Annotated in this window: 24 protein-coding genes; 5 read left to right on the top strand and 19 right to left on the bottom strand. The window is 61.2% G+C overall.

All coding sequences use genetic code 11. From position 1 onward, the window contains the following. Window positions 1–763 precede the first annotated feature (763 nt). From VI123_RS07200 to VI123_RS07190, 3 genes are all read left to right on the top strand, one after another. Window positions 764–1,597 (top strand): hypothetical protein, encoded by an 834-nt coding sequence (locus VI123_RS07200; RefSeq protein WP_336337341.1) that lies wholly within the window; start codon window positions 764–766, stop codon window positions 1,595–1,597. Window positions 1,598–1,691: 94 nt separating this feature from the next. After that, window positions 1,692–3,134 carry a ribonuclease H-like domain-containing protein gene (locus VI123_RS07195; protein WP_336337340.1) on the top strand — a complete coding sequence of 481 codons (1,443 nt, stop codon included), beginning with the start codon at window positions 1,692–1,694 and terminating at the stop codon, window positions 3,132–3,134. Between the two features lie 3 nt (window positions 3,135–3,137). After that, the gene (locus VI123_RS07190) at window positions 3,138–5,564 is read left to right on the top strand and encodes a DEAD/DEAH box helicase (protein WP_336337339.1); all 2,427 of its coding nucleotides are present in this window, start codon (window positions 3,138–3,140) and stop codon (window positions 5,562–5,564) included. On the opposite strand, the gene VI123_RS19380 is transcribed toward VI123_RS07190, so the two are convergent. From VI123_RS19380 to VI123_RS07110, 16 genes are all read right to left on the bottom strand, one after another. Then, on the bottom strand, window positions 5,505–5,936 hold the full coding sequence (locus tag VI123_RS19380) for a hypothetical protein (protein ID WP_336337338.1): 432 nt from the start codon (window positions 5,934–5,936) through the stop codon (window positions 5,505–5,507). The two genes, VI123_RS07190 and VI123_RS19380, sit on opposite strands and share 60 nt — an antisense overlap. A 1,014-nt stretch (window positions 5,937–6,950) precedes the next feature. Then, window positions 6,951–7,196 (bottom strand): HNH endonuclease, encoded by a 246-nt coding sequence (locus VI123_RS07180; protein WP_407066990.1) that lies wholly within the window; start codon window positions 7,194–7,196, stop codon window positions 6,951–6,953. A 224-nt stretch (window positions 7,197–7,420) separates the two neighbouring features. Continuing rightward, window positions 7,421–8,629 carry a PD-(D/E)XK nuclease family protein gene (locus tag VI123_RS07175; protein WP_336337337.1) on the bottom strand — a complete coding sequence of 403 codons (1,209 nt, stop codon included), beginning with the start codon at window positions 8,627–8,629 and terminating at the stop codon, window positions 7,421–7,423. Between the two features lie 323 nt (window positions 8,630–8,952). Next, window positions 8,953–9,432, bottom strand: a complete 480-nt coding sequence (locus tag VI123_RS07170; RefSeq protein ID WP_336337336.1) for a hypothetical protein — start codon at window positions 9,430–9,432, stop codon at window positions 8,953–8,955. Window positions 9,433–9,851: 419 nt separating this feature from the next. After that, window positions 9,852–10,268 carry a PIN domain-containing protein gene (locus tag VI123_RS07165; protein ID WP_336337335.1) on the bottom strand — a complete coding sequence of 139 codons (417 nt, stop codon included), beginning with the start codon at window positions 10,266–10,268 and terminating at the stop codon, window positions 9,852–9,854. Between the two features lie 9 nt (window positions 10,269–10,277). Next, window positions 10,278–10,508 (bottom strand): hypothetical protein, encoded by a 231-nt coding sequence (locus tag VI123_RS07160; RefSeq protein ID WP_336337334.1) that lies wholly within the window; start codon window positions 10,506–10,508, stop codon window positions 10,278–10,280. Window positions 10,509–11,459: 951 nt separating this feature from the next. Further along, the gene (locus VI123_RS07155; RefSeq protein WP_336337333.1) at window positions 11,460–11,918 is read right to left on the bottom strand and encodes a pyridoxamine 5'-phosphate oxidase family protein; all 459 of its coding nucleotides are present in this window, start codon (window positions 11,916–11,918) and stop codon (window positions 11,460–11,462) included. A gap of 179 nt (window positions 11,919–12,097) precedes the next feature. After that, a complete protein-coding gene (locus VI123_RS07150) occupies window positions 12,098–12,706 on the bottom strand; it encodes a LamG domain-containing protein (protein WP_336337332.1) in 609 nt (202 codons plus the stop codon). Window positions 12,707–13,144: 438 nt separating this feature from the next. After that, on the bottom strand, window positions 13,145–14,188 hold the full coding sequence (locus VI123_RS07145; RefSeq protein ID WP_336337331.1) for an ABC transporter permease: 1,044 nt from the start codon (window positions 14,186–14,188) through the stop codon (window positions 13,145–13,147). Beyond that, window positions 14,188–15,318 (bottom strand): ABC transporter permease, encoded by a 1,131-nt coding sequence (locus VI123_RS07140; protein WP_336337330.1) that lies wholly within the window; start codon window positions 15,316–15,318, stop codon window positions 14,188–14,190. The genes VI123_RS07145 and VI123_RS07140 overlap by 1 nt, the downstream gene beginning before the upstream one ends. 33 nt (window positions 15,319–15,351) lie before the next feature. Then, a complete protein-coding gene (locus VI123_RS07135) occupies window positions 15,352–16,980 on the bottom strand; it encodes an ABC transporter ATP-binding protein (protein WP_336337329.1) in 1,629 nt (542 codons plus the stop codon). Window positions 16,981–17,019: 39 nt separating this feature from the next. Then, window positions 17,020–18,168 (bottom strand): BMP family lipoprotein, encoded by a 1,149-nt coding sequence (locus tag VI123_RS07130; RefSeq protein WP_336337328.1) that lies wholly within the window; start codon window positions 18,166–18,168, stop codon window positions 17,020–17,022. Between the two features lie 222 nt (window positions 18,169–18,390). Beyond that, entirely contained in the window at window positions 18,391–19,098 is a 708-nt protein-coding gene (locus VI123_RS07125; protein WP_336337327.1) for a DUF4396 domain-containing protein, read from the bottom strand. 231 nt (window positions 19,099–19,329) lie between these two features. After that, complete coding sequence (locus VI123_RS07120; protein ID WP_336337385.1) at window positions 19,330–20,208, bottom strand: mechanosensitive ion channel family protein; 879 nt, start codon at window positions 20,206–20,208, stop codon at window positions 19,330–19,332. Continuing rightward, window positions 20,208–20,456, bottom strand: a complete 249-nt coding sequence (locus VI123_RS07115; RefSeq protein ID WP_336337326.1) for a YhbY family RNA-binding protein — start codon at window positions 20,454–20,456, stop codon at window positions 20,208–20,210. The genes VI123_RS07120 and VI123_RS07115 overlap by 1 nt, the downstream gene beginning before the upstream one ends. A gap of 52 nt (window positions 20,457–20,508) precedes the next feature. Beyond that, complete coding sequence (locus tag VI123_RS07110) at window positions 20,509–20,796, bottom strand: ribonuclease P protein component 4 (RefSeq protein WP_336337325.1); 288 nt, start codon at window positions 20,794–20,796, stop codon at window positions 20,509–20,511. A 209-nt stretch (window positions 20,797–21,005) separates the two neighbouring features. Between VI123_RS07110 and VI123_RS07105 the strand changes: the two genes are divergently transcribed. After that, on the top strand, window positions 21,006–22,055 hold the full coding sequence (locus VI123_RS07105) for a glycosyltransferase family 4 protein (RefSeq protein ID WP_336337324.1): 1,050 nt from the start codon (window positions 21,006–21,008) through the stop codon (window positions 22,053–22,055). Between the two features lie 18 nt (window positions 22,056–22,073). Here the strand turns inward: VI123_RS07105 and VI123_RS07100 are convergent, their stop codons facing one another. Then, window positions 22,074–23,396, bottom strand: a complete 1,323-nt coding sequence (locus VI123_RS07100; RefSeq protein WP_336337323.1) for an MFS transporter — start codon at window positions 23,394–23,396, stop codon at window positions 22,074–22,076. Between the two features lie 121 nt (window positions 23,397–23,517). Here VI123_RS07100 and VI123_RS07095 point away from each other — a divergent pair, with 121 nt between their 5' ends. Continuing rightward, window positions 23,518–24,621, top strand: a complete 1,104-nt coding sequence (locus tag VI123_RS07095) for a glycosyltransferase (RefSeq protein ID WP_336337322.1) — start codon at window positions 23,518–23,520, stop codon at window positions 24,619–24,621. Window positions 24,622–24,627: 6 nt separating this feature from the next. On the opposite strand, the gene VI123_RS07090 is transcribed toward VI123_RS07095, so the two are convergent. Beyond that, window positions 24,628–24,810, bottom strand: a complete 183-nt coding sequence (locus tag VI123_RS07090) for a hypothetical protein (RefSeq protein ID WP_336337321.1) — start codon at window positions 24,808–24,810, stop codon at window positions 24,628–24,630. Window positions 24,811–24,848: 38 nt separating this feature from the next. Continuing rightward, window positions 24,849–25,976 carry a M48 family metallopeptidase gene (locus VI123_RS07085; protein ID WP_336337320.1) on the bottom strand — a complete coding sequence of 376 codons (1,128 nt, stop codon included), beginning with the start codon at window positions 25,974–25,976 and terminating at the stop codon, window positions 24,849–24,851. Window positions 25,977–26,131: the final 155 nt, after the last annotated feature.

Genomic DNA, 26,131 nt, shown 5'->3' with positions numbered 1-26,131 from the left:
CTCCCCCCTGCTCCATTTTCTCCTCTTCAGAACGCGAGTCGTAGTGCATCGAGAATACCGATTCGGAGACGTTCGCATGATCTCCGACCGCCTTCATCGGCCACCCCTCTGGAGTGCGTGAGTAATCCCGTCTCTTCGAAGTTCGCCACCGACGGTCATCGATATCCACACGTTGCCCCGTGACATCCGCGATACGCTTTCTGTAGAGGCGGGTATTGCGGTGGGCGAGTTCCAGTTCATTCGACTCGACCACGCAGATCGCGAGTATACGGATCGGAGTTTGGCGAAATATTCTGAGTAGCTGCTTGGATATCGTAGTCGCCACCGTCATCTCGGTATCCTGAAAGATGTCGGTGTGGTCACCGAATCGGTCTTCAAGTTTAGCGACCGCGTTCAGGGGTATCCCTACAAATTCTACACGCCCACTGACAACGCTCGTGACCAGTTCGGCCCGAATACCCGATTCCCCATTGAGGCGTGACAGTATCAGTACGTTCCCGTGGAGAATCTGGCCGATATCCGGGAAACTTGGGATCTGTTGCGTCAGGCTGACGGCTGATTACTGGGCAGCCTCACTCGTGTCAGGCACTGCAAGTAAACACGACTCACCATTAGCTCAGAACCGGACATGAAATATAGTACCAGGAAGTCGCCAAAGGAGTAGTACTTAAATGAAGTGTAAGAATTAATACCTAAATCGACAGACTGCAGTCAATTTTTCGCAAACGGGACCCTAATGGGTTTTGCGTGTGTAAACCCTACCATGGATGGCGGACGGATCAACTCCAAGCCAACCGACGAAATCGCACGACACCAGCTTGATCTCTTCGAGAGCATCAAAAAGGGGGAGTCTGATAACGTCATTACACTGGACACGCTCGAAACACAGCGCTACTGTGAACAGAAAGCCGTGTTTGAGCGAGCCGAGGGGTCTGATGAGGAGCGGCCAGAACGGCTTGCTCGAGCGCAGGAACAACACGGGGAGCTTGTTGCTGCAATGGCTAAAACGAAGCAAGAATACGATCTTAGAGATATCTGGACGGATATCGAGGCTGGTGATATCTCTTTATTATATCCGCCCCTCGCTCACAAAATCGTGGGTATGATTATCGTTGGGCGGCCGACCTTTCTTCGATTCGTCGACAGTCAACCGACACAGCTAACTCTCGTTCGGGGTGTGACTAAAGAACGATATCTCGACGAACTCTTTCCCAATGAGCGATTCGTTCTCTGGTGTTATGCGTCGTTACTCGACCGGATTGGATTTGACGTTTCGGACCTCTCGGCCCGATATCTCAAATATCCACAATCCAAGTTCGACGTCGTTGAACTGAGCAGAGCTCAGATGCTTGTAGCGGTCGAAGAAGGGGACGATATCGCGATCCGACTTGATGATGAGTCGACGATCCACCCGAATATTCGTCGCCACCCTCTGGGATATAAGCGAGACCCGGAGCAGGGAAAGCAACTCCGCCAGTACGCTGCCTTCTGGCGCGATGGTGGTGACCCGACAGGTGCCAATCACTGGAAACAATGTGCGGGTTGTCGGTTCCGCAACGACTGCAATCTGGCACTGGCGGAGGGCGAACAGAGGTGAAACGTCCTATGAGTGGGTATATCCAGACGTCGGCTGAGTTACCGGCGTTGTGCTGCTCACTCTCTGGGGTTCGTCCAGATGGGGGTCTGGGGCCATGATCGGACTCACTGTGCTCCCAGATTTCGCAATGCAACAATGTCGAGGGGAACAGCTGCAGGACATTGTTCAGCACTTCGACACAGATGTACTGTTTACACCCTCGCGCATCCACGAGCCATTCCTCCAATCAGAAGTTGGTGACTCGGTGACCGTGGCGACTCAGCCAGCACGGCCACAGTCTCCGCTGGAGATTGCTCGAAGTGACGATATTCGGCTGGTCTGGGCAGCAACACCGGCGACCCTTGAGGAGCTTGCACAAGCGGAACGTGAGGGCGCTCACGATGCAGACGAGACGTTCGTTCTCTCCAACCAGCTTGCCGTTTCTATCGACCTGATCAATCTGCAAGCGAGCCTTGAGGGGCTTGAGGAGTATCGAGCACCACTCGCCGAACACGGTACACTGGGGAGCTTCACTCACCTATCGATCGGAGCTAACCCAGCGTACCGTGCTGAATGGAACGGGGTTGATGTACAGGGAGTGATGCCGGGGGCAAACGAGCAGCAAGGGACCACGCAAGCTGGCGTGGCACACTTCCAATTACAAAAAGGCGGGCTCACTGGGAGTCGAACCAGAAAACTCGGCGACTTCGGTCTCCGGGCAGTAACACAGGTTGGAGCGTCACGCCTGCAGACGCTACGCGAGGCTGGTATCCACTCGAGAGGCGAATTAGCGACAGCTTCCGTTCGTGAGATCGCCGACCTCTCTGGCATCGGTGACTCACTCGCTCGCACGATTATCGAATCGGCCCAAGTATTGGCAGCGGGTGAAGTCAGGAAGGCGCCGGACGCAAGTCTGCCAACCTCGGATCCGATTTTCATCGACATTGAGACGGATGGGCTCAACCCGACGATGGTCTGGCTCATTGGGGTACTGATCAGGGAGCCAGAGGAACGGTATATGTCCTTTATTGAGACCGACCCCACCAACCCAGCACAAGCGCTCGAGATGTTTCTTTCCTGGCTCAGTGAATTTGGGGACAATCGTCCAATCGTGGCCTACAATGGCTGGGAGTTTGATTTCCCAGTGATTGAGGAGCATGTCACAGAACACTGTCCGGAATATCTGGCTGTCTGGCAGGATGCCTGGAAATTCGATCTCTACGATTGGGTGGTCTCTGAGAACAACGCACTGCTCCCGGGAGTGACGAACAAGCTGGACGATGTTGCTCCGGCATTGGGCTGGGATTCGGCCGATACAGGGCTCACTGGTGCGGAGGTCGGGCGGCTCTTCCAGCGGTACGCTGAAAACCCCTGTCAGGCGACCGAACTGGACTGGGACCGACACAAGCGGTACTGTGAGAACGACGTTCGGGCACTAGCGTACGTCTACGATACGATTCGGGACACGACTAATCGAATGAGCAGAGGGGGCGGGAATGGGGGGACTGCGTCCTCGTCCTCGAAGACCAGCTCGCAGGGCACACTAAGTGATTTCTAAACAATGAGTCAGGAACACACGTCGCTGGCGGACGTATTGAACACTGAAACGCTCGAACAGACATTTCCGGAGTACGATGAACAGCTGGTGGATAGCATCGTCGACACTGCTCGGGATGCCGACCATGTTCCCGCCGAGACTGTACTGCCGGACCCACTGGCTTCAAAACTGGACACCGACCTGTACAGCCACCAAGCGACAGCAATTGAAGAACTCAAGGCGGATAACAACGTCTGTGTGGCCACCTCAACAGCCTCTGGGAAAACGTGGGTCTATACTCTGTACTACTGCCTTCGGAAGATGCAGAACCCCGATGCTCGTGCGCTCTTTCTCTACCCGACGAAAGCGCTGAGCGCTGATCAAGAGAATGCCGTCAACGACCTGTTCGATCAGTTGGATATTGATGCGATGGCAGAGACGTATGATGGTGATACAAAAAATGATCGGAAACGAGTCATCAGGGACCGCGTTGACGTCGTTATCTCGAATTTTGCGGGTATCAACCAATATCTTGATTCGCACACAAAGTGGCACGATATCTTCCAAAACTGTGAGCTCGTCGTCGTCGACGAATGCCATACGTATACTGGCGTGCATGGAATGCACGTTTCGTGGGTCATTCGACGACTCAGACGACTCCTGGACTACTATGGAGCAGACCCTCAACTGGTTTGTTCGACGGCCACGATCGGAAATCCCGGCGAACATTCAGCAGCTCTGACCGGCGCGGAGTTCGAGGTCATCGACGAGGATGGGAGTCCACACGGACGTCGGGAAATCGGCCTCTGGCAACCCCCTGTTCAGGAGACCGACGATAGTGTGGTCGGCGAACTAGACCCAGACGAAATCCTGCCGTCGATGCGACGGAATGCAGATGACGAAGCTGCCGGTGTCCTCGTTCATCTCGGGAAAAACGACATCCAGACCCTGATGTTCACAGGCTCACGGCAAGGAACTGAGATCGGTGTCAAGCGAGCGATTGACGCCTCGAAATCCCACCCCGATGGAAAATATGTCGACATCGCTCCGTACCATGCTGGACTCAGCAAACAGAAACGGCGGGCGGTCGAAAACAAGTTAGCAGGTGGTGATCTCGATGGTGTCATCTCAACGAGTGCGCTCGAACTCGGGATCGACATCGGATCGATGGACGCAACTGTACTAACTGGGTACCCTGGAACACGACAGTCGTTTTGGCAGCGTGTCGGTCGAGCTGGCCGCGGTAACACCGATTCACTGTCGGTATTTGTCCCACAATCAGACGCGATCGACCAATATGTTCTCGACAACCCAGGGTATCTTCTGGATGAAAATATCGAAGACGCAGTTGTTGACCTCTCGAATAATTCAGTATACGCAAAACACGTTCTCTGTGCTGCGTCCGAACGACCACTGACGGAGGAGGATAAACAGTGGTTTGGACCGATCGACCGGCTCAAACGCGCAGTCGAGATGTGGGAGGCTGCAGGACAGATCGTGGGCGACCTGGACCGTGGCGCACAGTACAATGGAACAGCCAGGCCCCAGAGTGACATCTCGATGTATGCGACCACGGACGAACAGTACCGCGTCAAACAACTCGACGGCGAGATTGACATGGAACCGCTTGATAAAGAGCGGGTCTACCGAGAGTACTATCCTGGCGCTCTGGTGCTATATGATGGTGACCAGTACGAGGTGCAGCGGGTCGTCGAGGACACATATAATCCATTCGTCGAAGTGGAAGAAACGACGACTCGAAATTATACCCAGGCTATCCATGACAAACGGGTTCGAAATCTGGAGATTACACAATCGCGTGACCTCGGGAACGGGTATCAACTCTGTGCTGGCATGGGAACCGTGCATATCGATTACAGCGCATACAATGTCATCGATATGTACAGTGGTGAAATCGTCGAACCGATGGTTCCGATCGACCTCGACCCAATCTCACTGCGGACGCAACTGATGTGGATTGCGTTCCCGAACGAAATTATGGACCGTGTCATGCGCTCCATTCCCTCGGATTCGCTTATTGAGCCGAAATCAGACGCGGAGTTCTCATCGATGGGCGAACGAGAATACACGGTCGCCGGCGGTCTTCACGGCGGTGAACACGGGATGATCAAGATGGCGCCGCTCGAACTTCGGTTAGACAATAGTGATATGGGTGGGCTTTCGACCCTTCGACACCCAGAACTCGGAACGCCTGTGTGGTTCATTCACGATGCGGTTGAGGGTGGTGTCGGGTTCGCCCACAGTATCTACGAGAATTTCGAGGCCGTTACGCAACGGACGCTGGAGCGGATCGAAGCGTGTAGTTGTGGGCGTGATATCGGCTGTCCAGCCTGTCTGATGAGTAGCCAGTGTGGGAATCAGAATGAGCCGCTACACCGGCCTGCTGCGAGCAGTCTCCTCCGAGCAGCGCTTGAACAGCTTCAGGATTGAGCGATGCCATTCATCGGACTGCAAAACGACCGGCCGGTTCTTCCACTTGAGGTCGGTGATTCGGCGGTTGTTCGGTGTCCACGCTGTGACGGGGAGATGGGAGTTCGGGCTGGCGAAGCGATTGCTCGCCATTTCTGGCACCCGCCGGATGTCTCCCCGCCAGACGGGTCGAACTGCAGCGGTGAGTCGGCTGCACACATCGAAATGAAACACATCGCTGCCGAGAAACTCCTCGGGAACTATCCGGCCGCAGAAACTAGGATTGAACACACAGTTGGCACAGGAGAACGCCGGGCCGATGTCTGCGTCCTGTTTACTGAACCAAGGCATCCACTTGGACGAGGAATTGCTGTCGAAGTTCAGTATCGCCATTCGCAAAAGTCCATTCTCAACACGACTGAGGATTACCTGCAGAACGGCTTCAGTGTGATGTGGCTCGACGAGCGTGATTACGATGGAGACTCACCAGACTTCGATGACGTCCACCTGACTGACCCATTCCCAGTCTGGCCGTATGCTGTCCCACACCCACCAGAAAACGAGTCTCTATCAGCGACTGTGTCTCCCAGTCTCAGCTTGACTGAACGGGAAATCCTCCCGCACCTCAATGATAAGCAAATCGGTCAACAATCGCTCGCTGCCTTTGCTGACCCGGATTCAGATGACGACACCGGAGAGGCAAGTGAACTGAGTCTAGAGACCGCGACCTGGTCACTAGAACGCGACATTTCGCTATCTCTATCGCCTACCGATACCGCGACGGAAGAGTTGATTCGGACACTCCTCGAATATGAACTCGAACGCCGTGAGTCCGACCAGGATTTGCAGGCACGTGTGCGGCAGTACCAACAGAACGCGGCTTCGAGTGACCGTGATTGCCATCTCTCGGAATGGTTTCGGGGTGGTAAGCGAGACGGATTTGAACTCGGGTTTTTGATGCGTCCTGATGGCACTCCCCGTCAACTGTCTCTCAGGAATCGACGACAGGGACAGCAATTCAATATATCAGTAAATAGGAGAGTTGCGCCAATGGTCACTGACCTCGTAGTCGCAATCGTGACTGAGCTTCTCGCTGTCTCAGAGCGGACTCCGAATAGGTCCGGACGGGAATCCGTGTGGTCACATGCGTTCGAGATCGGGCACCAGAGGGTGGTGTGTGCTGTCGAACGAACGCGTGGCGAGTGGGTTGGGCTGTCATTGACCCGTCTGCAGCCTCGTGAGAACGATCAGGAGGCGATCCGTGTGCGGGTTCTCCGAGATGACATTGCACAGCTCGTTTCGCTCTGCGCTCGAATTCGTCTCCATGAGCAGTAATCACCGTTGCTGCCTCTCAGTTCATGCTGGACTGGGTCTCTGTGCTTCAAAGGGACGTCTACAATCCTCTCACTAGGTTGTGAACGCTAACTCACACCCACTCAAGCGCCGCATTGTGCTGTGCGACGTACTGTGGGTGCAGACTCTCAGCCGGGATTGAGGTCTGTTCCCCTCCCGGTTGAGAATCGTCCGCTGTAAAAGGTCACTGTCCGTCTCGAACGACGGGTTCGCACGAAGCCGATACTCTCGATCGATCGTAAACAGCGCCCTGTCGAACGCTGCGTGGTGTGTCTTGCTGAGAGGCAACAGGTTGGCCACGTCGGCGCAGTACTCCGGATGAGCAGATTTCACGCACGGTTGAGGCCGGTTGTCTCGGCCCTTTGCGATCAAATCGGCTGCTTTTTCGAAGATCATAATTGTCGGTGAATTAGTGTTTCCACCAGTAATCGTCGGCATAACGGATGCATCCACACCCGTAGCCCCTCAGTACACGCGAAGAATCCAATTCCTTAGAAAGGAGAGCGAATATCTTAGGGGAGATATCAGGATTCCGGGACTGTCCTAACAATCTTGTCAATCACCGTTTCAAATTCATAAAGGACCTCGAATTTGTCGAGGATAGCTTCCACAGGATCGTCAACTTCGTCGAGAACGACCTCCGTCGTCAGGAAGTGCCACTTCGTGTTGGTGTGTGGCTCACCGAATCCCTTAGGTTGGTATTCGGATTTATCGACTCGATTTCTGAAAGCCGTTCGTAAGTCTTGCTTCAGCTTTTGCCCACCGCGAATGTCCAAGTTGACTGCTACTGACGGAGAGTGTTGGACCTCTCCAGGACCAACATGCGGCCTGAGGTGGAAGTTCAGTTCGATACACACCGTGGGCTTCGATCGGCCAGCCTGCCAAGGTGGTTTGTCGATTTCGATACGATTGTACCTACCCTCGGTGAACTGTGGAAACCGACCGCTTTTGGTACGGATACGGAGCGCCTGTCGTTCGGACGCCGGCTGTCGAACGCCAGCTCTCAGCCTTTCCGCTAACGCGCGAGCTAGGTCCTCGTGCGCTCGTTTGGCAGCTTGCACATCGGTGTAATAAGACTCCAACCCCTCCAACGGATCGCTCACCTCGGCGCGCATGAGAGCGAGAAACTCGGCGAACTGTGCAACTCCACGATTTGGATACCGACCCGAATCCATATACTCTGGAAGCAGTGTCTCCCATGCACTAAGCAACCTGTCCCAAGTGAGGTGTTCGAATGCTGCTGCAGTAGGCGCGTCCGTATCGTCTACTGTCAAGTAGAGATAGTGATGTGCTTCCGCTGGATAGTCGGTTTTCAAACGAGTCCCGATATACTCAGTGTCGACATATGCAGCCGTCTGTCCCGTGTGTTCGGCAGAGCGTACCTTGAGTTCAAGACATAGGAACCACTGCTCTTCTTGTGTTAGAAAGATATCGACCCGATCTTCCTCGCCAGTTTGGACCTCTGTATCGACACGGACGGTTTCGAGGTCTCCTCCCAATGGATCGATCGCTGTATTCCTCCTGACCGTCTTAAGAAACTCTGCTAGTGGGTCCGTTCCTAACCCATGCCCGTTCGTTGGTCGAAGGAAATACGCCAGTAGATCGTGCCAGGTGCGCTCTCTCGTTTCTCGACCCAAGATTTCAGGAATCGTTCGATGCGGTTCCTCGGCCGGACGGACGTATGACTGGAAATTATTTACTTTTTTGTTGACGGTCTCAGTTCGAGATGACATCTTTTCTACTAATTATAGAACGTTCTGATAAGTCCTCGGTTGTGTCACAAAGTAGCCTCTGGTGGTCTCAATTGAGAGGTTACAGCTCATTGCTGTTTTAGTCGATCGGTGAAGCTGTTCTTTGAGAAACGCTCGGTAGTACTCTGGATTCTGTTAGGACGGCGTGCTGCATTCGCACCCTGTACCTTGCACGTCCGGTTTAATGTCTCCAGAAGCTGTCAAAAGTGGCGTGCAAGACTTAGAGGTTGTAGTCAGCAAGCGAGTGCCGTTCGTTGCACATCTTCTGTGGTGGGCCAACCATGATGTATCCGTGCCATTTAAAATCAGTTGTCACCAATCACGTTTTTGGACAAGTGGCTTAGAAAAGAGGGATTTCTATCTACAGCGTCATATGCCTCTGACCAGTTCTGTTTCAACGTTTCCACATCGTCAATGACGTCTGTCTCGTCCATATCATGTGACCGTGCGGCGTTCTCCAGTTGGTTTTGGGTATACATTGCATGAGAATAGAATGTTAGAACTTTTTCAATCTCGGGTTCCGAGAGTAAGCCGATTGAGTCGGTGTTATTCTCGTATACTGCGGTCTGTAACAGTAAGTAAGACATCCCCTTTTTATCGTTAATTTTTGATAATTCATATTTGCTAATATTTTCCATTGACTTGAGCTCCGCCTGTAATGAACGACGGAGGTTGTTACGTTTTTTATGTCGGGTGTAGACCTGCCAAGCGAATTGTACCAATGCACCGAGTGCTGCGCCGGCAAACGCGGCTACGACGGTTAAGATTGAGATGTTGATTGCCATATTATAATATTCATCGTTTGTCAGAATATCCGTTTCGGTCCGCATGGTGCGGAATTTGTTGATTGTGCGTACCAATCCAACCATTGTGATAAATTGAATATTAGCGCCCGGTATGCGCTCTGTATGCAGCATGCGCCTGAAAACCAACCGAGAGGCTGACAACTATCCGTTTCTCAACCCTCTGAAATCGGATACCAGAAGCCCAACAAGGGATTCGCTCGCCGCACGAACGAGCGCCCTCAGCGCCCGTATCAGCTAATACAGTCGAATTCGCGGACTTCAAACCTTCTACACTCCAAATCTAATCTATTTTCTTGGTTACTTTCGTTCGCTAATCGAACGGTCTGGAACAGAGCTTTTGCCTCTCGGTAATTTCTCTCCATCTCTACTGCGCGCAGCTGAGAAATTCAATAACACGTTTAGCGGGTGTCGAACGAGTTGATCACGTCGGTCGTTGAGTATGTCTCGACCAGATTCTGTTCGTCGAAGTCTGAATCATCGCTCCAGATAGCCGCATCGCTGGCAATCGCACACGCCAGATAGAGAACATCGTCCGGGTCGGTGTCACCGATTGCTTTCTTAGCCCGTTCGATAGCTTGGTAGAAGTCGTCAGCAGGAACAACTTCGATATACTGGAACAAGAGGTCCATGAATTGTGTCACTCGGTCCGGCTCCATCCCGGACTTTTCGGCGATTAGCTCCTCGTAGTCCTCGATTTCGTCGTGGACGAATGCAGGTGTCAGAAGGTCGGGTTCGAGTGTGACGATAAGTTCTCGCGTTTTCGAATCAGCGATGAGCGCAGAGATGACGACGTTGGCGTCGATGACCAGCTTCATTTGTCGTGTCTACACCGACTCCTCGTCAACGCGCTTCCGTCCACTCTCGTTTATTTTGTCAGCGATTTCCTGTACGTCGCTCTCGGTGAGCGCGCTCTCACTGGTGAGTTCGTTCATTACTTCGAGCGCCTCGATTTTTTCTTCTATGGCCTGTCGCGTGACCTCGCTCCAGTTGATCTCCGGGTGGCTCTCCATTCGCTCTTTGAGGTCGTCGTCCACGTTGACCGTGATACTGGGCATACAGAAACCTATGTACACACAGATTACTGTGTTTTTCGGTGTCTCCTAGAACTCGCGAATTCGGACGCCTCACGCCCAACAAGGGGATTCGTTCACCAGTCGAACGAGCGCCCTCAGCGCCCGTCTCAATTAATTCGACGGAATAGTCGGCTCAAACGCGTTCTACGACCCACCTCTGAGAGCCCCGTCTCGGTCCATTTCGTTCGACCGTCGACCGGTTCCGAATTTGCGTCGTCGACCGGTGAGTCCCGGACAGCTACACAGATATCCATAGATAAAACCAGTCACCGATTGCGGTGGCATTGTCCCCAGTGTCGGTAACTCACTGGCTTCGAGAACGTACTGTGATTCTGTCGAGAGGCCCGCGCTGAATTTAGGGGGCTGTAATGAGCGTGGTATCGAGTAGCAGTCCCGTTCCACAATGTACATGTCCCGCCAGAATGTGGTCTTCCACATAGCCGATGTCAGAAAAGTCGCCCGGCCAGTCCTCCAGTAGTCCCTCGGATTCGCGATGGTGGTACGGGGTCGCGTTCTTCATCGGAGTTTTTGCGATAGTACAGGTCTCGTACGGTGTGCTTCGGTTTGTGAGCGAACCACAGGCCGGTTCGCCACCAAGCCTCGTGCCCTCCGGTCCAGAGACCGGCCTGCTATTCTTGTTCTCTTTGCTCTCGGTGGCAGCGACCGTTCTACTCGGGAGCCTCCTGGCCCCACTGTACTCGTTGTGCCTCTATCTCGATGCCAGGGCACTCCGTCGGAAAGAGGGGGACTGGATACCGAACCGGATGCTGTGGGTCGGTGTCGCCATACTGCACCTGGGTTCGTTTGTGGTTTCGGCCGTACAGCTAATCACGATTCCTGCCGGTGTCGCGTATCTGTACAAGCGTCACAAGGAAATCGGACTCGGATAACCACGCAGTATCTCAACGAGTCCGTGAACCCCCTTCGAGCGACTCACTCATCCGCTCCAGTTTCTTTCCGACCAGAAACTCGTCCGGGACTGAGCCGGAAGAAGCGAAACTCCACTGTGAGGGGGTGACTGTCGTACAGGTCCACGAACGGAATTCGTACTTGCTGCATCGCCTCGGCGACTTCGGGGTCGAGTCCAGAGTTCGTGATTTCGTCCAATCTGCCGGTTGCGACGACACTTCGCCACCCGCGGTCGGTTTCGTCGTACGTAACGAACGAAATCTCTCGTCCTTCGTCGATGAGTTCGCTCTTGTCGGCGTCCTCGGACTCGACAGCCAGCCGGAAGTAGAAGTTCCCCGTACTCGCGTCGTAGCCATAGGAAATTGGCCGGGTGTACGGGGGGCCATCGTCGGGCGAGTCGAACGAAATAACACCCGTCCCACCGTTCCCTAAGAAGTCGTTCCGTTCTTCCGTACTCATCCGTATCGAGCGAATGTCTTCCATACAGACACTTCGGGACGGGGTATCAAAAGGTATCTCCCCACGCCGAACGCTCTCCGGGGAGGTCGTACTGTCAGGCACCCCACTCGGGGTCGGAACTGACGCCGTGTTCTGTTCACGACCCGATGTTCGAACCGCCAAATCCGGCCGCCTCACTGTTCTCTGTCACCATCACGCGGTGTTCACTGCTCAGCGCCGGCGATTTGTCTGATTTCGGCAGCACTGAGCGCCCGTCGATACAGGCGAAAATCGTCGATTTCCCCATCGTACTGCTTGAAACCACCGTCACTGACGTTTCCGAACATAAGGGTAGTGGCGTCCATGCCACTCAAGTCGTCGTCGTACTCAATGGCATAATCCCGGCTCCCGTCCACATAGAGTTGCATTCGGTTCCTGCGCTGCTGATAGACGAACGCGATGTGGTGCCACTCGCTATCGAGGACGCTTGTCTCGCTCTCGTCCAGTGTATTGGAGCCCGAAGTAAAGAGGAACGGTTCCCCGTCCGTATCGCAAAACGCCCCGACAGCGTCGCCGTCGTCGCTGGTGATGCGCCAGATGAGGTCGTCATCCCACGTCGATTGCGTGCCGCTGTCTCGCATCCAATAGCAGAATGTCAGCGGTTCTGCGGACCCGATTGCTTCGAACTCAGTAGACGCGTATCCCGCCCAGGAAGCGGCCAGGGACCCCTCCGGGCCATCTACATACGAGACTCCCGCTCCTGAGAGGTCGTGGTCACCGGTCGTAGCAGCGAGGTCCCCCTCGAAGCGGTACCGTAAATCCGGGGTCTCCAAGTTATCCGAAACACTGGTCCGGGCGGACTCGCCAGTACTGGATTGCGTACCGGTCTGAGTAGATTCGTCCGTGTTTGCTGGCGTACCGGTCTGAGTAGATTCATCGGTGTTAGATTGTGTGCTGGTCTGGGCGGACTCACCAGTATTGAATCGCAAACAGCCAGTGAGTGCACCGATTCCAGTCAGGGTACAGGTACGCAGGACGCTTCGTCGGGACTTCTCCATGTCAGCTTTTCCTCGTAGCTACCGATATTAGTTTTTGGAAAGTATCTGGTGATGAATTAATAGTGGCTATCGCTCCGCCGGTGCTCACTGTGCGGTGTGATTGTCACGCGAACCACGGAGCCCCCTATATTCCGACCGACTCCAGTGTTCGAGCCCCGAATTCGGACGGGTCGCCCCGAACGCGGGATTCGGTCGCCAGTCGAGCAAGCGCACTCAGTCGTCGCTTTCGTAGGCCTCGCCGAGGGCACTGGGCATCCGCGTCGAGCCCCAGACGGTGAGGACCAGGACGACGGCCGCGTAGGGAAACAGATTGACCAGTCGGTTCGGGAACTCGATGCCGACCGTCTGGAACTGTATCTGAAGCATGTCCAGCCCGCCGAACAGCAGCGCGGCGGCGGCCGCGCCGAGGGGGTTGTAGTTGCCGAACAGGTAGGCGACGATACCGATCCAGCCGCGGCCGTTGACCATCGTCTGGCCGGTGCCGGTGAACGACCCCGCGTGAGCGAGCAAGACGGCTCCGGCGAATCCAGCCATCACCCCCGAGAATATCACCGCGGCGTACCGGACGCGGTTCACGTCGACGCCCGCGGTGTCGAGCGCCTCGGGGTTCTCGCCCGCGGCCTGCAGCCAGAAGCCGTAGCGCGTCCGATACAGGAACACCCACGCGGCGACGGCGAGGACTATCGTGAACAACACCAGCGGCGAGGTGTCGAAGAGAATCGGTCCGAGGACCGGGACGTCGGCGAGGACCGGAACGGTCACGTCTTCGACGCTCACCAGGCCCGGACTGTTCCGGTTGCCCCAGACGAGCACCGCGGTGAACGGGCCGAAGCCGAGCCCGACGAACCAGACGGCCAGCCCGGCGACAATCTGGTTCGCCTTGTAGCGGATGAGGAGAACGGCGAAGAGGACGGTGTAGACGGCGCTGAGCGCGACCGCCAGGGCCATGGCGAGCCACAGGTCCGCCTGGGTGGGCGACTCGCCGCCGATGAGCCAGACGAGCGCGCCGGTGTTGGCCGCCCCGAATATCATGAACCCTTCGAGGCCGATGTTGAACACGCCGCTTCGCTCGGCGTAGAGCCCGCCGAGCGCCGCCAGTGCGATTGGGGTGGCGGCCTGGAGCGCCCGCTCGACGAAGCCGACGGTCACGATGTCGGCGAGCGGCCAGTCCAGCGCGAGCGCGACGGCGATGGCCAGGGCGACTGACGCGACCGCCGCTCCGAGTCGGCGCTGGGTCCCGCTGTCGGCGAGGTCCATCAGTCCTCACCTCCCAGCCCGAGTCGCACGGCAGCCATGCGGAACAGTTCGGGGGCCGCGACGAACAGGACGACCAGTCCGATGATTCCATCGATCAGCTGGACCGGTACGTCGCTGTTGATCCGCAGGTGGCTCCCCGCCGAATCGAGACCGCCGAACAACAGGCCGGCCGGGAGGACGCCCAGCGGGTTGTTGGCCGCGAGCAGGCTCACCGCGATGGCGTCGAAGCCGTAGGTTCCGATGCCCGCGGGGTCGCTGTAATACCCCTGAATCATAATCGCGAAGAGCGCGCCGGCGACCCCGGCGACCATGCCGGAGAGCGTCATCGTCGCGACGACTGTCTGCCTGGCGTTCACCCCCGAGAAGGTCGCCGCGGCCACCTGATGACCGCTGGTGACCATCTCGTAGCCGAACCGCGTCCGAGCCAGGACCCAGGCGACGGCGACGACGACCGCGAGCGTCACCGCCAGCCCGACGACCGAGAAGTCGGGCACGTCGAAGACGAGCCGTGGTAGCGAGACGTACTCCGGAATCCGGGCCGTGTTCGGGGCGCGGTTGCCCTCGCCGCGAAACGGCCCGTCGACGAAGTAGCCCACGACGCCGGTCGCGATGAAGTTCAACATGATGGTCGTGACGATCTCGTTGGCGTCGCCGTAGGCCTTCAACACGCCCGGAATCGCGGCGTACGCGCCGCCAGCGACGACGCCCGCGGCGGTCCCGAGCAGCATCAACAGCACGCCGCCGGTGGCACCGGTGGGGAGCAGCGGTGCCAGCCACAGTATCGTGACCACAGTGGCGAACCCGCCGACGACGAACTGTCCCTGGACGCCGATGTTGAACACCCCGGCGCGGAACGCGATTGCCACGGCGACCCCGGTGAGGACGAACAGGGTCGTGAACTTCAGCGTCCGCGCCAGCGCGTTGGCGTCGCCGAACGCGCCGACCGCGACGTTCTCCAGGAACGCCATCGAGTCGTACCCCGCGAGCGCCACCACCACCAGCCCGATGAGCAGTGCGAGTCCGGTCGACGCGGTCGCAATCGCGACGCGCTCGCCCACGGAGGCGTCCAGTAGCCGGTCGGCCAGCCTGTCCAGCGTCCCGCGAGCGCGGTCCGAATCGGCGTCAGTCACGCGTACTCACCCCGGAATGCCGGCGGCCAGGGGTCACGCCCCGTCACCTCGGTCGGTCGCCGTATCGGTGTGTTCGGGCGCTTGGCTCCCGTCGGCGCTCGGTTCGCCGCTCGCCGCCCGCTCGTGGCCGGCCATCAGCAGACCGAGGTCCTCCTCGGTGACCACCTCCGGGTCGACGACGTCGACGAACTCCCCCTCGTACATGACCGCGATCCGGTCGGAGAGGGTCTGGATCTCTTCGAGCTTCGAGGAGACGAACACGACCGCGAGACCGGCCTCGCGCAGTTCCATCAGGCGGTCGTGGATGAACTCTATCGAGCCGATATCGACCCCTCGCGTGGGGTGGGCGGCGACCATCACCGTCGGCTCGTGTTCGATTTCGCGACCGACGACGAACTTCTGTTGGTTGCCGCCCGACAGCGACGACGCCTCGGCCGTCGCGTCCGGGGGCTGTACGTCGTACTCCTCGACGATTCCCTCGGCGTGGTCGCGGACGGCGTCCCAGTCGACGAGTCCGCGCTGGACGTAGGGCGCGGTCGTCTGGAAGCCGAGCAAGCCGTTCCGGACGAGGTCGTAGTCCATCACGAGCCCCTCCTCCTGGCGGTCCTCGGGGATGTAGGCGATTCCCTGCTCGAGCCGGTCCCGGCGACCCGTCCCGGTGATGTCCTCCTCACCGAACCGAATGCGACCGGACTGGACCGGCCGGAGACCGGTCAGCGCCTCGACCAGTTCGGTCTGGCCGTTCCCCTGTACGCCGGCGATTCCCAGAATCTCCCCCTCGCGGACGGTGAAATCGACGCCGCGCACCTGTTCGAGACCCCGGTCGTCCCGGACGTGTACGGCCTCGGCCTCGAAGACCGGGTCGCCGGTCGTGGGCGCGCGCTCCCGCCTGTCGAAGTCGATTTCGCGGCCGACCATCAGCCGCGCGAGCTCCTGTTCGGAGGTGTCGGCGGCGTCGACCGTCCCGACGGCCTCGCCGTCGCGCAACACGGTTATCTCGTCGGCCGCCGTCAGCGCCTCGCTGAGCTTGTGCGTGATAAAGACGAGCGAGTGGCCGGACGCCGTCAGCTCGTCCATCACGTCGAACAGGCCCTCGACCTCCTGTGGGGTGAGGACGGCCGTCGGTTCGTCGAGTATCAGTATCTCCGCGCCGCGATAGAGGCTCTTGACGATTTCGACGCGCTGTTGGACGCCGACGTCCAGGTCGCGGACGGGAACGTCGAGATACTGGTCGACGTCGAAGCCGTAGCGGGCGGTTATCTCCTCGATGTCCGCACGGGCGCTCTCGGTGTCGACCAGCCCGTTCTCGGTCGGTTCGTGGCCGAGAACGATGTTCTGCAGGACGGTCATCGGCTCGACCAGCTGGAAGTGCTGGTGGATCATGCCGACCCCGGCGTCCATCGCGTCCCGGGGCGAGTCGAACGCCTGCGGGTCGCCGTGGACGGCGATGTCGCCGGCGTCCTGGTCGTACAGGCCGTAGAGGACGCTCATCAGCGTCGTCTTCCCCGACCCGTTCTCGCCCAGCAGCGCGTGGACGGACCCCGCTTCGAGCGTGAAGTCGACCCCGTCGTTGGCGACGACGTCACCGAACCGCTTGGTGATACCCGACAGGCTGACCGCGGGGGTCTCGTCGGTGTCCCGCTGGCTTTCACTCCTCGTCATGGAAGGCAGGCAATCCACTCATTTGGAACGCCACGCCGATCAGTTACACCCGGAGGCGGTACACGGCACCTGGATGTCGCCGTCGACGATGGCCTGCTTGGCCTCTTCGAGGTTCTGATTGACGACGTCGGGCAGCTGGTCCTGGAAGGCCTGGCCGATCACGCAGTCGACCGCCTCTTGGTCGAGCCCGAGCGTGTTCGCGCCCGAGACCTCCGCCCAGTTGTCTTCGGCGACGCCGACTGCGACCGTCCGGGTGCCCTCGTTGATGTACTTGACTGCCGAGCCCAGAATCACGTCCTGGAAGTCCGGGAGCGTCTGGGACTGGTCGGCGTCGACGCCGACGGCGAAGCGGCCGTTCTCCTGCGCGGCCTCGAAGACGCCCCGGCCCGCGGCGGCCGCGGCGTGATAGACGATGTCGGCCCCGTCGTTGTACTGCGAGCTGGCGATGTCCGCGGCGGTGTCGGTGTCGGTGTAGTTGCCGATGTAGCCGACGTTCACGTCGACGGAGTCGTTGACCCACTCCGCGCCGGCGACGTAGGCGCGCTCGAAGGCGTTGATGAGCGAGCCGTCGACGCCGCCGACGAAGCCCACCTGCGCGCTGTCCGGCGTGGTCGAACTGTCGTCGTGGGACAGTTCCTCCGTGGTCATCGTCCCCGCGAGCACGCCCGCGAGGTACGACATCTGGTGGTTCGCCCACGTGTAGCCCGCCACGTTGGGCTCGTCGACGTGGTCGTTGATGAGCATCCAGTACTGGTCCGAGTACTCCGGGGCGTTCTGTGAGAGTGCCTCGGTGTGGTTGTACGAGACGAGGACGATGAGGTCGTAGTCGCCGCTCTGTGCGAGTTCGGCCTGCACCGACTGGTACTGCGACTGTTCGGTCTCCTCGACCTGATTGATGCTGATGTCGTACTCCTCGGCGGCCGTCTGGAGGCCCTCGAGTGCGAGGTCGTTGAACGCGCTGTCGTCGAAACCGGCCGGACTGGACACGATAGCGATGTTGGTCGTCGCGCTATCGCCGCCGTCACCGCCGTCACCGCCGTCACCGCCGTCGCCCGAACACCCGGCCAGCACCGTGCTCCCCAAGACTGCGGCGCTTGACGCAAGCAACGTCCGTCTGTCCATCGCCGACCGTGTTCCCGTGTCGGTAGATTCGGAGTCGAGGTCGTGTGGCTTAGTTTCTGAACTCATACTACTTTTGATATAATCGTATGTATCATAAAAGAATTTCGTAGATGACGGCGTTTTTTGACAGCGGCGAGGCTGCCCTACGGGGGTCGCGCTCCTACGGGCCGACGAACGCCCGTTCCTCGAATCGGGCCTCTCCCGACTGGGGAAGCTGGGTCGGACCAGGGGTCCAGTTCTGCCGACACACCAGCGGCCACGTCGCGAGTCGGTGGTCTGCCCGGTGCGCTACCCCATGTTCGCGGGGTTCTCCATCCCTTCCTTGACGCCGAAGTAGACGAGGGTGGCGTTGACCGGGTACGCGAAGACGAATCCGACCGACAGCGAGAACGCCAGCGCGCCCCAGAACAGCAGGTCGGAGATGTGGGCCTGGCCGGCGACCAGGAGGTCCGTCCCGATGGCGGCGACCTCCATGACGGTGATGCTCGGCGTCTCGCTGTAGAGGGCGTCTAGCATCGCCTCCCCGAAGCCGACGCCCTCCTGCAGCAGCGGGCCGACGGTGAGCGCGTAGCCGAACAGGTATGCGAGTGCGAACGTCCCCGCCGTGGTGACGAGCGAACTCCCGAGCGCGAGGAGGCCACCGAGGAGGACGAAGCCGAGGACTTCGCCGGCCCCACACCCGGAGTAGCAGTGGGCCGTCGAGCGAAAGCCCCGCCGCCAGAGCGAATCGTTGGCGATTTGCGTCCGACCGGAGTACCAGTAGACCGCGAGACCGAACGGCCCGGAGTAGAGCACGACCAGCGACCAGACGCCCTTCATCAGCGACGGGAGTGTCCGATTCCGTTCGCGGATGTCCCACCAGAGGATACCGACGGACGCGAGCACGGTCAGTGCCCAGACCCCCATCACGAACGGGTCCGAGAGGATGGGGCGCATGACGTGGCGAACCGGTGCGAGCGCGTGTTCGAGCTGTGTGAGGAGTCCGTGGAGTAGCATGGTTGCGTAGTATTTCGTGGCGGCTCCGTCCGGCGTCACTACTCACCGCTCGGGTCGAATTATCGATGCAAGCCGTAGTTGGGTCTGGGGAGTTTATGCAGTTGGGGTTAGGATTCCAAACCGCTACACCGAGGAGAGATTGGAAACGGAACACAGCGTCACGCAGGCCGCGTACCGGGCACGGGGTGCCGGCGGTCGCGTACCGTGGTTTCCCACGGTCCCGGCGGGTGGTCAGTCGTCGGCCGGTTCCACGACGCTGTCGAGTCCGGTCATCTCCAGCCCGCCGCCGATGGTCCGGTTCGGGTACGGGATGTTGATGTCCTCCGCGTCGAACCGTTCCTTGACCGTCTTGACGTATTCGGCGCGCGTCTTGACGAAGTCGGCCCGGTTCGGATCCTCAATCCAGATGCGGGACTGCAGGCCCACCGAGGAGTCGCCGAGCTCGATGAGCCGGACGGACGGCTCGGGGTCGTCCATGATATCCGGATGGTTCCGCGCTTCCTCCAGAATTATCTCGGTCGCCTTGTCGATGTCGTCGTCGTAGCCGATGCCGAACACGAACTTCAGTCGGAGCTGGTCCTTGGCGACGGGGTTCTTGATGACGCCGTCGGTCAGGTTCGAGTTCGGCACGGTCAGGAGCTCGTTGTCGAACGTTCGGACGCGGGAGACCCGCAGACTGATGTCCTCGACGACGCCGGAGTTGCCGTCCCACTCTATCCAGTCGCCGATGCGGAACGGCTTGTCCGTGTAGATGAACACGCCGGCGACGAAGTTCTTGATGACGTCCTGCATGGCGAAGCCGACAGCCAGTGTCGCCGCCGCGGCGATAGTCGCCAGCGACTGCAGGAAGTTCCCGTACTCGGCCATCCCGAAGGCGACGGAGATGGCGACGAAGACGACCCCGATACTGACGACCTTCTTCAGCGGTCGCCGCGCGTGGGTGTCGAGGTCGCGGGACTTGAGCGAGCGGTCGACGATGGGCAGGACGATCGCCTTCCCCAGGACGTAGACGAGGACGAACACGACGACGAAGACCGCCGCCGAGGCGATTGAGCCGGCGGCCGGCACGCCGAGCCCTTCGAGCAGGTCCGTGAGCGGCTGGACCTGCATCATTTCTCGAACACCGCTGTGTGGCCCCGCACCTGAATCACTTCAGCGCCGACCAGTTCGGCCAGGTCGTCGGCGAGTTCCTCGGCCGTCGTCCCGCCGCGGGACGACCGGAGGAACTTGACTTTCACCAGTTCCGTGTTCTCCAGTTGGTCGTCGAGTTCGTCCGCCACGGACTCGATGCCATGTTTGCCGACGCGGAGTGTCGCGTCGAGGTCGTGTATCCGGGACTGTCGAGAAGCGTCACTCATGTACACCGTTTAGCGAGGACAGCCCCTTAAAACCAATAGTCGTAAAGAATTCTCAGTCGTACGGGTAGCGCGACTGTGACCCACAGTCACACGTGATGACGACGTGGCCGGACTGGGTTCGCGAGCGGGCGTTGTGTCCGTGAAGGAGGTACGTGTCGCAGTCGTCACACGTCGACCGCTCGAACGACCGCGGGAGGCGGAGACGGTGGCGCTCGGCGACGCGGCGAGCGCGGCGAACGTACGACCGGGCGCGCTCCTCGTTGCCGGCCTGGACCGCCTCGCGGGCGAGCGACTGGAGGCGGTCGATTCGCTCGCGGGCGATGGTCGCCTCGTCCGTCATTGGCGGTACTGTGTCGGCGGCGGGAAAATGCCTTCCGGACGAGCCAGCGGCGTCTCCTGTCCCGGGACTGCCGGGAACAGCCGGAAAACCCCGGCAAACGGAGCGCGGGGGCGTTCTGGCTCCCCGCACCTCCGAACCGAGACCGACGACAGCCGCCCTCAGGGGCGAAGTCGGTAGGATTTTCGGCCCCGGCGGAGTTGCCCCGAGACGTGCGCGTCCTGAACTACCTCGAACTGGCCGACCGCCTCGACCGGTCGGGTATCGGCACTGCCGTCGACCACCAGCGAGCGGCGCTGTCCGAGACCGACATCGAGGTGGAGACGACGCCCTGGCAGGAGGGGCACCCGGCGTGGGCGCTGGGTGGCAATATCGCCTTCGACGACCCGGTGTTCCGGGAGTTCGACCTCGCCCACTGCAACATGATTGGCCCGGGTTCCGTCGCCGTGGCCCGACACGCCGCGCAGGCGGACATCCCGCTGGTCCTGCACGCCCACGTCACCCGCGAGGACTTCCGGGACAGCTTCCGCGGGTCGAACCTGGTCGCGCCGGGGCTGGGTCGGTACCTCCGGTGGTTCTACTCGCAGGCCGACCTCGTGCTCTGTCCCTCCGAGTACACGAAGGCCGTCCTCGAATCCTACCCCGTCGACGCGCCGATACGGCCGATGACGAACGGCGTCGACGTCGACGCGCTGGCGGGCCACGAGGACATGCGCGAGGACTACCGGCACCGGTACGACCTCGACGGCATGGTCGTCTTCGCCGTCGGCAACGTCTTCGAGCGCAAGGGGCTGACGACGTTCTGCGAACTCGCCCAGGAGACGGCGCACGACTTCGCCTGGTTCGGCCCCTACGACGCCGGCCCGCAGGCCTCGACGACCGTCCGGCGGTGGGTGAACGACCCGCCGGAGAACGTCACCTTCACCGGCTGGGTCGAGGACATCCGCGGGGCGTTCGGGGCCGGCGACGTGTACCTGTTCCCGACCAAGGCCGAGAACCAGGGCATCGCCGTGCTGGAGGCGATGGCCTGCGGGAAGGCGGTCGTCCTCTCGGACATCCCCGTGTTCCGGGAGTACTACGAGGACGGCCACGACTGTCTCATCTGCGCTGACGAGGCCGAGTTCCGCGAGACCCTCGAACGACTCGCCGAGAACCCCGACCTGCGGGAGCGCCTGGGGGAGAACGCCAGAGAGACCGCCAGAGAACATAGTCTCGACCGTGTCGGCCGGCGGCTCGTCGAGACTTACGAGGAACTGGTCTGAGTCGCGCGGCCGCGGTTGCTACGCCGAGAGCGGTTCGCTGTCGATAGAGAGCGTCGGCGAGCGCCGCCAGACGACCGCGACCAGCACCGCACCGACCAGGACCAGCGCGCCGGCGACGCCGAACGCCAGCAGGAAGCCGTACCCGCCGAGCCAGCCGCCGAGTATCGACCCGCCGCCGCTCGCCAGGCCGGAGACGGCGGTGTAGATGCCCAGCGCCTCGCCGCGAATCGCCGCCGGCGCGAGCTTGGTGACGACGCTGGCCGCGGTGACGGCGATGACAGCCCAGGCGACGCCGATGAGGGCGAACACGACGCCGTTGACCGCTGTGCCGACGAGTGCCGCCGAGAAGAGCAGTCCCACGACGGCGACGGTCGGATGGAGCGCCGCGCGGGCCAGCAGGCCGCCGACCTGGAGCCCGCTCGGGTCGTATCGCTCGGTGAGCGCGCCGGCGCGGTCGTACCACAGCGCCGACCCGACGCTGGAGACGAGATACAGCGCGAAGACCAGGCCGGAGTTGTAGCCGAGCGTCCGCGAGAGATACAGGGGCAACGGTCCCCAGAACACGCCGAACCCGACGAAGAAGGCGACGACGCCCCCGAAGTAGACCGTCAGCGCCGGGGAGAACCGGGCCACGACGTCCCGGGGGTGTATCGACCGTGTGAGCCAGTACAGCCGGCCCGGGCCGACCGGGAACGTCGCGCTCCGGACCGGGAGTCGGCGCGACCGCGTGATGGCCCGCGCCAGCCGACTGGCCCGCGGGCGGGCGAGTTCGTCGGGGTCGGTCGGTAGCCACTTCGCCGCGAGCGCCGCCGACAGGCCGACGGCAGCCGCACACAGCCACAGCAGCGACTGCTGGGCGGGAACCTCACCGAGCGGTCCCGAGAGCAGCGTCGTCCACACGAGTCCGAGGACGAGGCCGCCGGCCCATCCCCAGCCCTGGTAGCGGTTCAGGAGGGCGAACCGCGCGGGCCAGTCCCGCTCGACGGTGCCGACGGTGACGAGCAGCGTCAGTACCGGCGCGACCGCGCCCGCCGCGAACCACAGCAGACCGTTGCCGACGATGACGAGCCACGGCCGCTCCGTGAGCGAGACGAGCACCAGGGCGAGGACCGCCAGCCCCAGCGCGAGGAGGACGAGCGACCGACGCTTCCCCGTCCTGTCGGCGACGCGCCCGAAGATGAGGGCCCCGGGCGCGCCCGCCGCGGCTGCCACCCCGGCGAGGACGCCGAGCATGAACGTTTCACCACCGATGGCGACGAAATACAGCGGCACGAGCAGCGAGCCCGCGCCCAGCGCCACGGATGCGAGCGCCCAGGCGTACAGCCAGCCGTCCCGGTCCATTGACCCACACTCCGCCACGGTCCCCCAAAAGGACTCTGGCACCGGGTCGCGGGTGACAGCCGTCTGACGGCTGGCTCGCCAATGGCAACGGTTTAAGCCCTGGTGGTGTTACGCCGCGGCGATGGCACTGCCGCACGTCGCGACGTTTACCGACACGTATCTCCCGACCGTCAACGGGGTGACCTACACGGTCGAGACGTGGCGGGACCGCTGGCGCGACCGCGGCGGCCGCATGGACGTGGTCTATCCGAAAAGCGACCACGAGCCCTCCGACAACGAGTACCCGGTCCGGAGCCTCCCGTTTCCCTTCTACGAGGGGTTCCGCCTCGGGATGCCACAGATTCCGGAAGGCGTCCGGGACGCCGAACTGGTCCACGCCCACACCCCCTTCAGCCTCGGGATGGCGGGCCAGCGGCTCGCGGGCAAACTCGAAGTTCCGTTCGTCGCGTCGTATCACACGCCGACGAGCGAGTACGCCGAGTACGTCTCCTTCAACGGTGCCGTCGAGTCGGCGGTCCGTTCGAGCGCCGAGAGCTACGAGCGCTGGTTCCTGAGCCGCGCCGACACCGTCATCGCGCCGGGCGAGCGCGCGGCCACCCATCTCCGGGCGGCCATCGACCTCGACACGCCGGTCGCGGTCGTGCCCAACGGCGTCGACACGACGGTGTTCGAACCGGTCGACACGGCCGCGTTCCGCGACCGCTACGACCTGCCCGACGGCCCCATCGTCGGCTACACGGGCAGACACGGCTACGAGAAGTGCCTCGAAGACATTATCACTGCCTGCGAGGGGCTGGACGTGACGGTCGTGTTCGGCGGCGACGGGCCGGCCCGCGAGTCGCTGGAAGCGGCGGCCGAACGCAGCGACGCCGACGTGCGCTTTCTGGGCTTTCTCGACCGGGCTGAACTCCCCGAACTGTACTCGGTCCTTGACGTGTTCGCGTTCCCCAGCCCCGTCGAGACGCAGGGCCTTGTCGCCCTGGAGGCCAACTGCTGTGGGACCCCCGTCGCCGGCGTCGACGCCGGCGCGCTCAGCGAGACCATCGAGGACGGCGAAACCGGCTACTCCTACGACGAAGGCGACATCGACGGCTTCCGCCGGGCTATCGAGCGGGTCCTCGACGAGCGCGAGCGGCTCCGGGAGCGCTGTCTGGCCCGGCGGGACGTGATTAGCGTCGACCACGCCATCGACAAACTGGCCGACGTGTACGACAGCGTCCTGTGACGCCGCTCACCCTCGGGAGTGCGACCAGCCGATACCGAAGGCCAGCCCGTTGAGCGTCCCGAGCGCCATGCCGAGGTAGAAGTCGCCGAGCGAGACGGCCAGTATCAGGCCGACGCCGATGCCCAGTGCCAACCCCTTCAGGACCGTCGGCCAGTGGAGCCAACTCAGCCGTCCGTCGTCGTCGCTCATACCCTCTCTCGGGTCGCCGGCGAGTAAAACTGTACCCCTTAGCGCCCCCGGTCGAGCGCGGACTGGCGCTCCCGCAGGGCGGCGACGCGGTCGTCGACGGCCGGATGCGAGTCGGGCAGGGCCCGCTCGGTGACGGCGTGCCACCGGCGGGCGATTCGCTCGGCCCGCCCTTCCGGCGGGTCGGGCGGTTCCGACGCAATCGCGTCGGGCACCACACACAGTTCCCGGACGCCGGTCCCGGCGGTCCGGATGTCCGTGTCGGGCCGGCGGTCGCCCGTGACTGTCTCCAGGGCGCTGGCCAGCGCCGCCGGCGAGCCACAGATGACGGCACCGCCCGCGTCGGCGGCGTACTCCCGAACCCGCGACAGGAGCCGGTAACAGGCCGTGCTGGCGAGGTACAGCGCCGCCACGAGCGGGAGCGCGAGGAGTGCGAACGCGACCAGCGGGAAGTGGAAGTAGGCCGCGCCGACGGCGTTCCTGCTGGTGTCGCCGTCCAGGAACCGGTGGGTGACCACCGACGTTTCGAGCGTCGTCCGGAGGCTCCGGGTGGCCCGAGCACTCACGATTGGCAGGAACGCCGCCGCAGTCATCACGAACGAGTCACCGTTCTTCAGGTGGGCGAGTTCGTGGGCGAGGACGGCGTCCAGTTCGGCGTCCTCGAGCCGGTCGACGAGCGCCGTCGTGACGAACAGCGTCCGCTCGCCGGGCCGGCTGGCGGCGTAGCTGTTCGGCGTCGCCGAGTCGATGACGCGCACGTCGGGAGCGGGCATGTCCGCCGTCCGGGCCAGCCGTCGGACCCGGTCGCTGAGCCGCGCCCCGAGCCGCTCGCGCTTGATGGCGACGAACCGCTCCCGGGTGGTCTCTGGCTCGGACGCCTCGGGCAGGTCCGGCCCGCCGGCGGCCTCGCGCAGCGTGACCCGGTAGCCGAAGACGAACTGCAGGGCCAACACGAGCGGCGTCCCGGCGAGTACCACGGGACCGAGCGGGACCAGATGGAACCCCCGGGTCCAGACCGACGCGCCGACCGGGAGGCCGACCGTCGGGAGCAGGCCGTACGCGACGTGTGCCAGGACGTACGCCGTGACCACGGCGAGCGCGTCGAAGGCGACAAGCACGAGCAGGAGGGCACCCAGCCGTAGCCGGCGCGTACTGTTGGTGGAGGGCACGCTCGGTCGTAGTAGGCGAGCCTGTTCAAAAAGCGTGACGGGGCGTCCAACCCGCGGCGCGGGCGGTCAGGCCAGCGCGCTGCCGGCGCGGATACTCTCGCGCTCGCCAACCACCTTTTTTTCCTCGGGCGTCCTCGCTCACTGTGTTCGCTGCG

It is taken from the genome of Haloarcula sp. DT43, from assembly GCF_037078405.1.
GTDB lineage: Archaea > Halobacteriota > Halobacteria > Halobacteriales > Haloarculaceae > Haloarcula > Haloarcula brevis.
This window is presented reverse-complemented; position numbering and strand designations above follow the sequence as displayed.

What these genes read in the sequence shown, in the direction of transcription:
- VI123_RS07155 (WP_336337333.1), bottom strand. Translation starts at nt 11,918, where the DNA reads ATGGAAGACATTCGCTCGATACGGATGAGTACGGAAGAACGGAACGAC.
- VI123_RS07115 (WP_336337326.1), bottom strand. Translation starts at nt 20,456, where the DNA reads ATGAGTGACGCTTCTCGACAGTCCCGGATACACGACCTCGACGCGACA.
- VI123_RS07175 (WP_336337337.1), bottom strand. Translation starts at nt 8,629, where the DNA reads ATGTCATCTCGAACTGAGACCGTCAACAAAAAAGTAAATAATTTCCAG.
- VI123_RS07145 (WP_336337331.1), bottom strand. Translation starts at nt 14,188, where the DNA reads ATGGACCTCGCCGACAGCGGGACCCAGCGCCGACTCGGAGCGGCGGTC.
- VI123_RS07160 (WP_336337334.1), bottom strand. Translation starts at nt 10,508, where the DNA reads ATGCCCAGTATCACGGTCAACGTGGACGACGACCTCAAAGAGCGAATG.
- VI123_RS07100 (WP_336337323.1), bottom strand. Translation starts at nt 23,396, where the DNA reads ATGGACCGGGACGGCTGGCTGTACGCCTGGGCGCTCGCATCCGTGGCG.
- VI123_RS07110 (WP_336337325.1), bottom strand. Translation starts at nt 20,796, where the DNA reads ATGACGGACGAGGCGACCATCGCCCGCGAGCGAATCGACCGCCTCCAG.
- VI123_RS07120 (WP_336337385.1), bottom strand. Translation starts at nt 20,208, where the DNA reads ATGCAGGTCCAGCCGCTCACGGACCTGCTCGAAGGGCTCGGCGTGCCG.
- VI123_RS07130 (WP_336337328.1), bottom strand. Translation starts at nt 18,168, where the DNA reads ATGAGTTCAGAAACTAAGCCACACGACCTCGACTCCGAATCTACCGAC.
- VI123_RS07165 (WP_336337335.1), bottom strand. Translation starts at nt 10,268, where the DNA reads ATGAAGCTGGTCATCGACGCCAACGTCGTCATCTCTGCGCTCATCGCT.
- VI123_RS07135 (WP_336337329.1), bottom strand. Translation starts at nt 16,980, where the DNA reads ATGACGAGGAGTGAAAGCCAGCGGGACACCGACGAGACCCCCGCGGTC.
- VI123_RS07095 (WP_336337322.1), top strand. Translation starts at nt 23,518, where the DNA reads ATGGCACTGCCGCACGTCGCGACGTTTACCGACACGTATCTCCCGACC.
- VI123_RS07090 (WP_336337321.1), bottom strand. Translation starts at nt 24,810, where the DNA reads ATGAGCGACGACGACGGACGGCTGAGTTGGCTCCACTGGCCGACGGTC.
- VI123_RS07195 (WP_336337340.1), top strand. Translation starts at nt 1,692, where the DNA reads ATGATCGGACTCACTGTGCTCCCAGATTTCGCAATGCAACAATGTCGA.
- VI123_RS19380 (WP_336337338.1), bottom strand. Translation starts at nt 5,936, where the DNA reads ATGGCGATACTGAACTTCGACAGCAATTCCTCGTCCAAGTGGATGCCT.
- VI123_RS07170 (WP_336337336.1), bottom strand. Translation starts at nt 9,432, where the DNA reads ATGGCAATCAACATCTCAATCTTAACCGTCGTAGCCGCGTTTGCCGGC.
- VI123_RS07200 (WP_336337341.1), top strand. Translation starts at nt 764, where the DNA reads ATGGATGGCGGACGGATCAACTCCAAGCCAACCGACGAAATCGCACGA.
- VI123_RS07190 (WP_336337339.1), top strand. Translation starts at nt 3,138, where the DNA reads ATGAGTCAGGAACACACGTCGCTGGCGGACGTATTGAACACTGAAACG.
- VI123_RS07125 (WP_336337327.1), bottom strand. Translation starts at nt 19,098, where the DNA reads ATGCTACTCCACGGACTCCTCACACAGCTCGAACACGCGCTCGCACCG.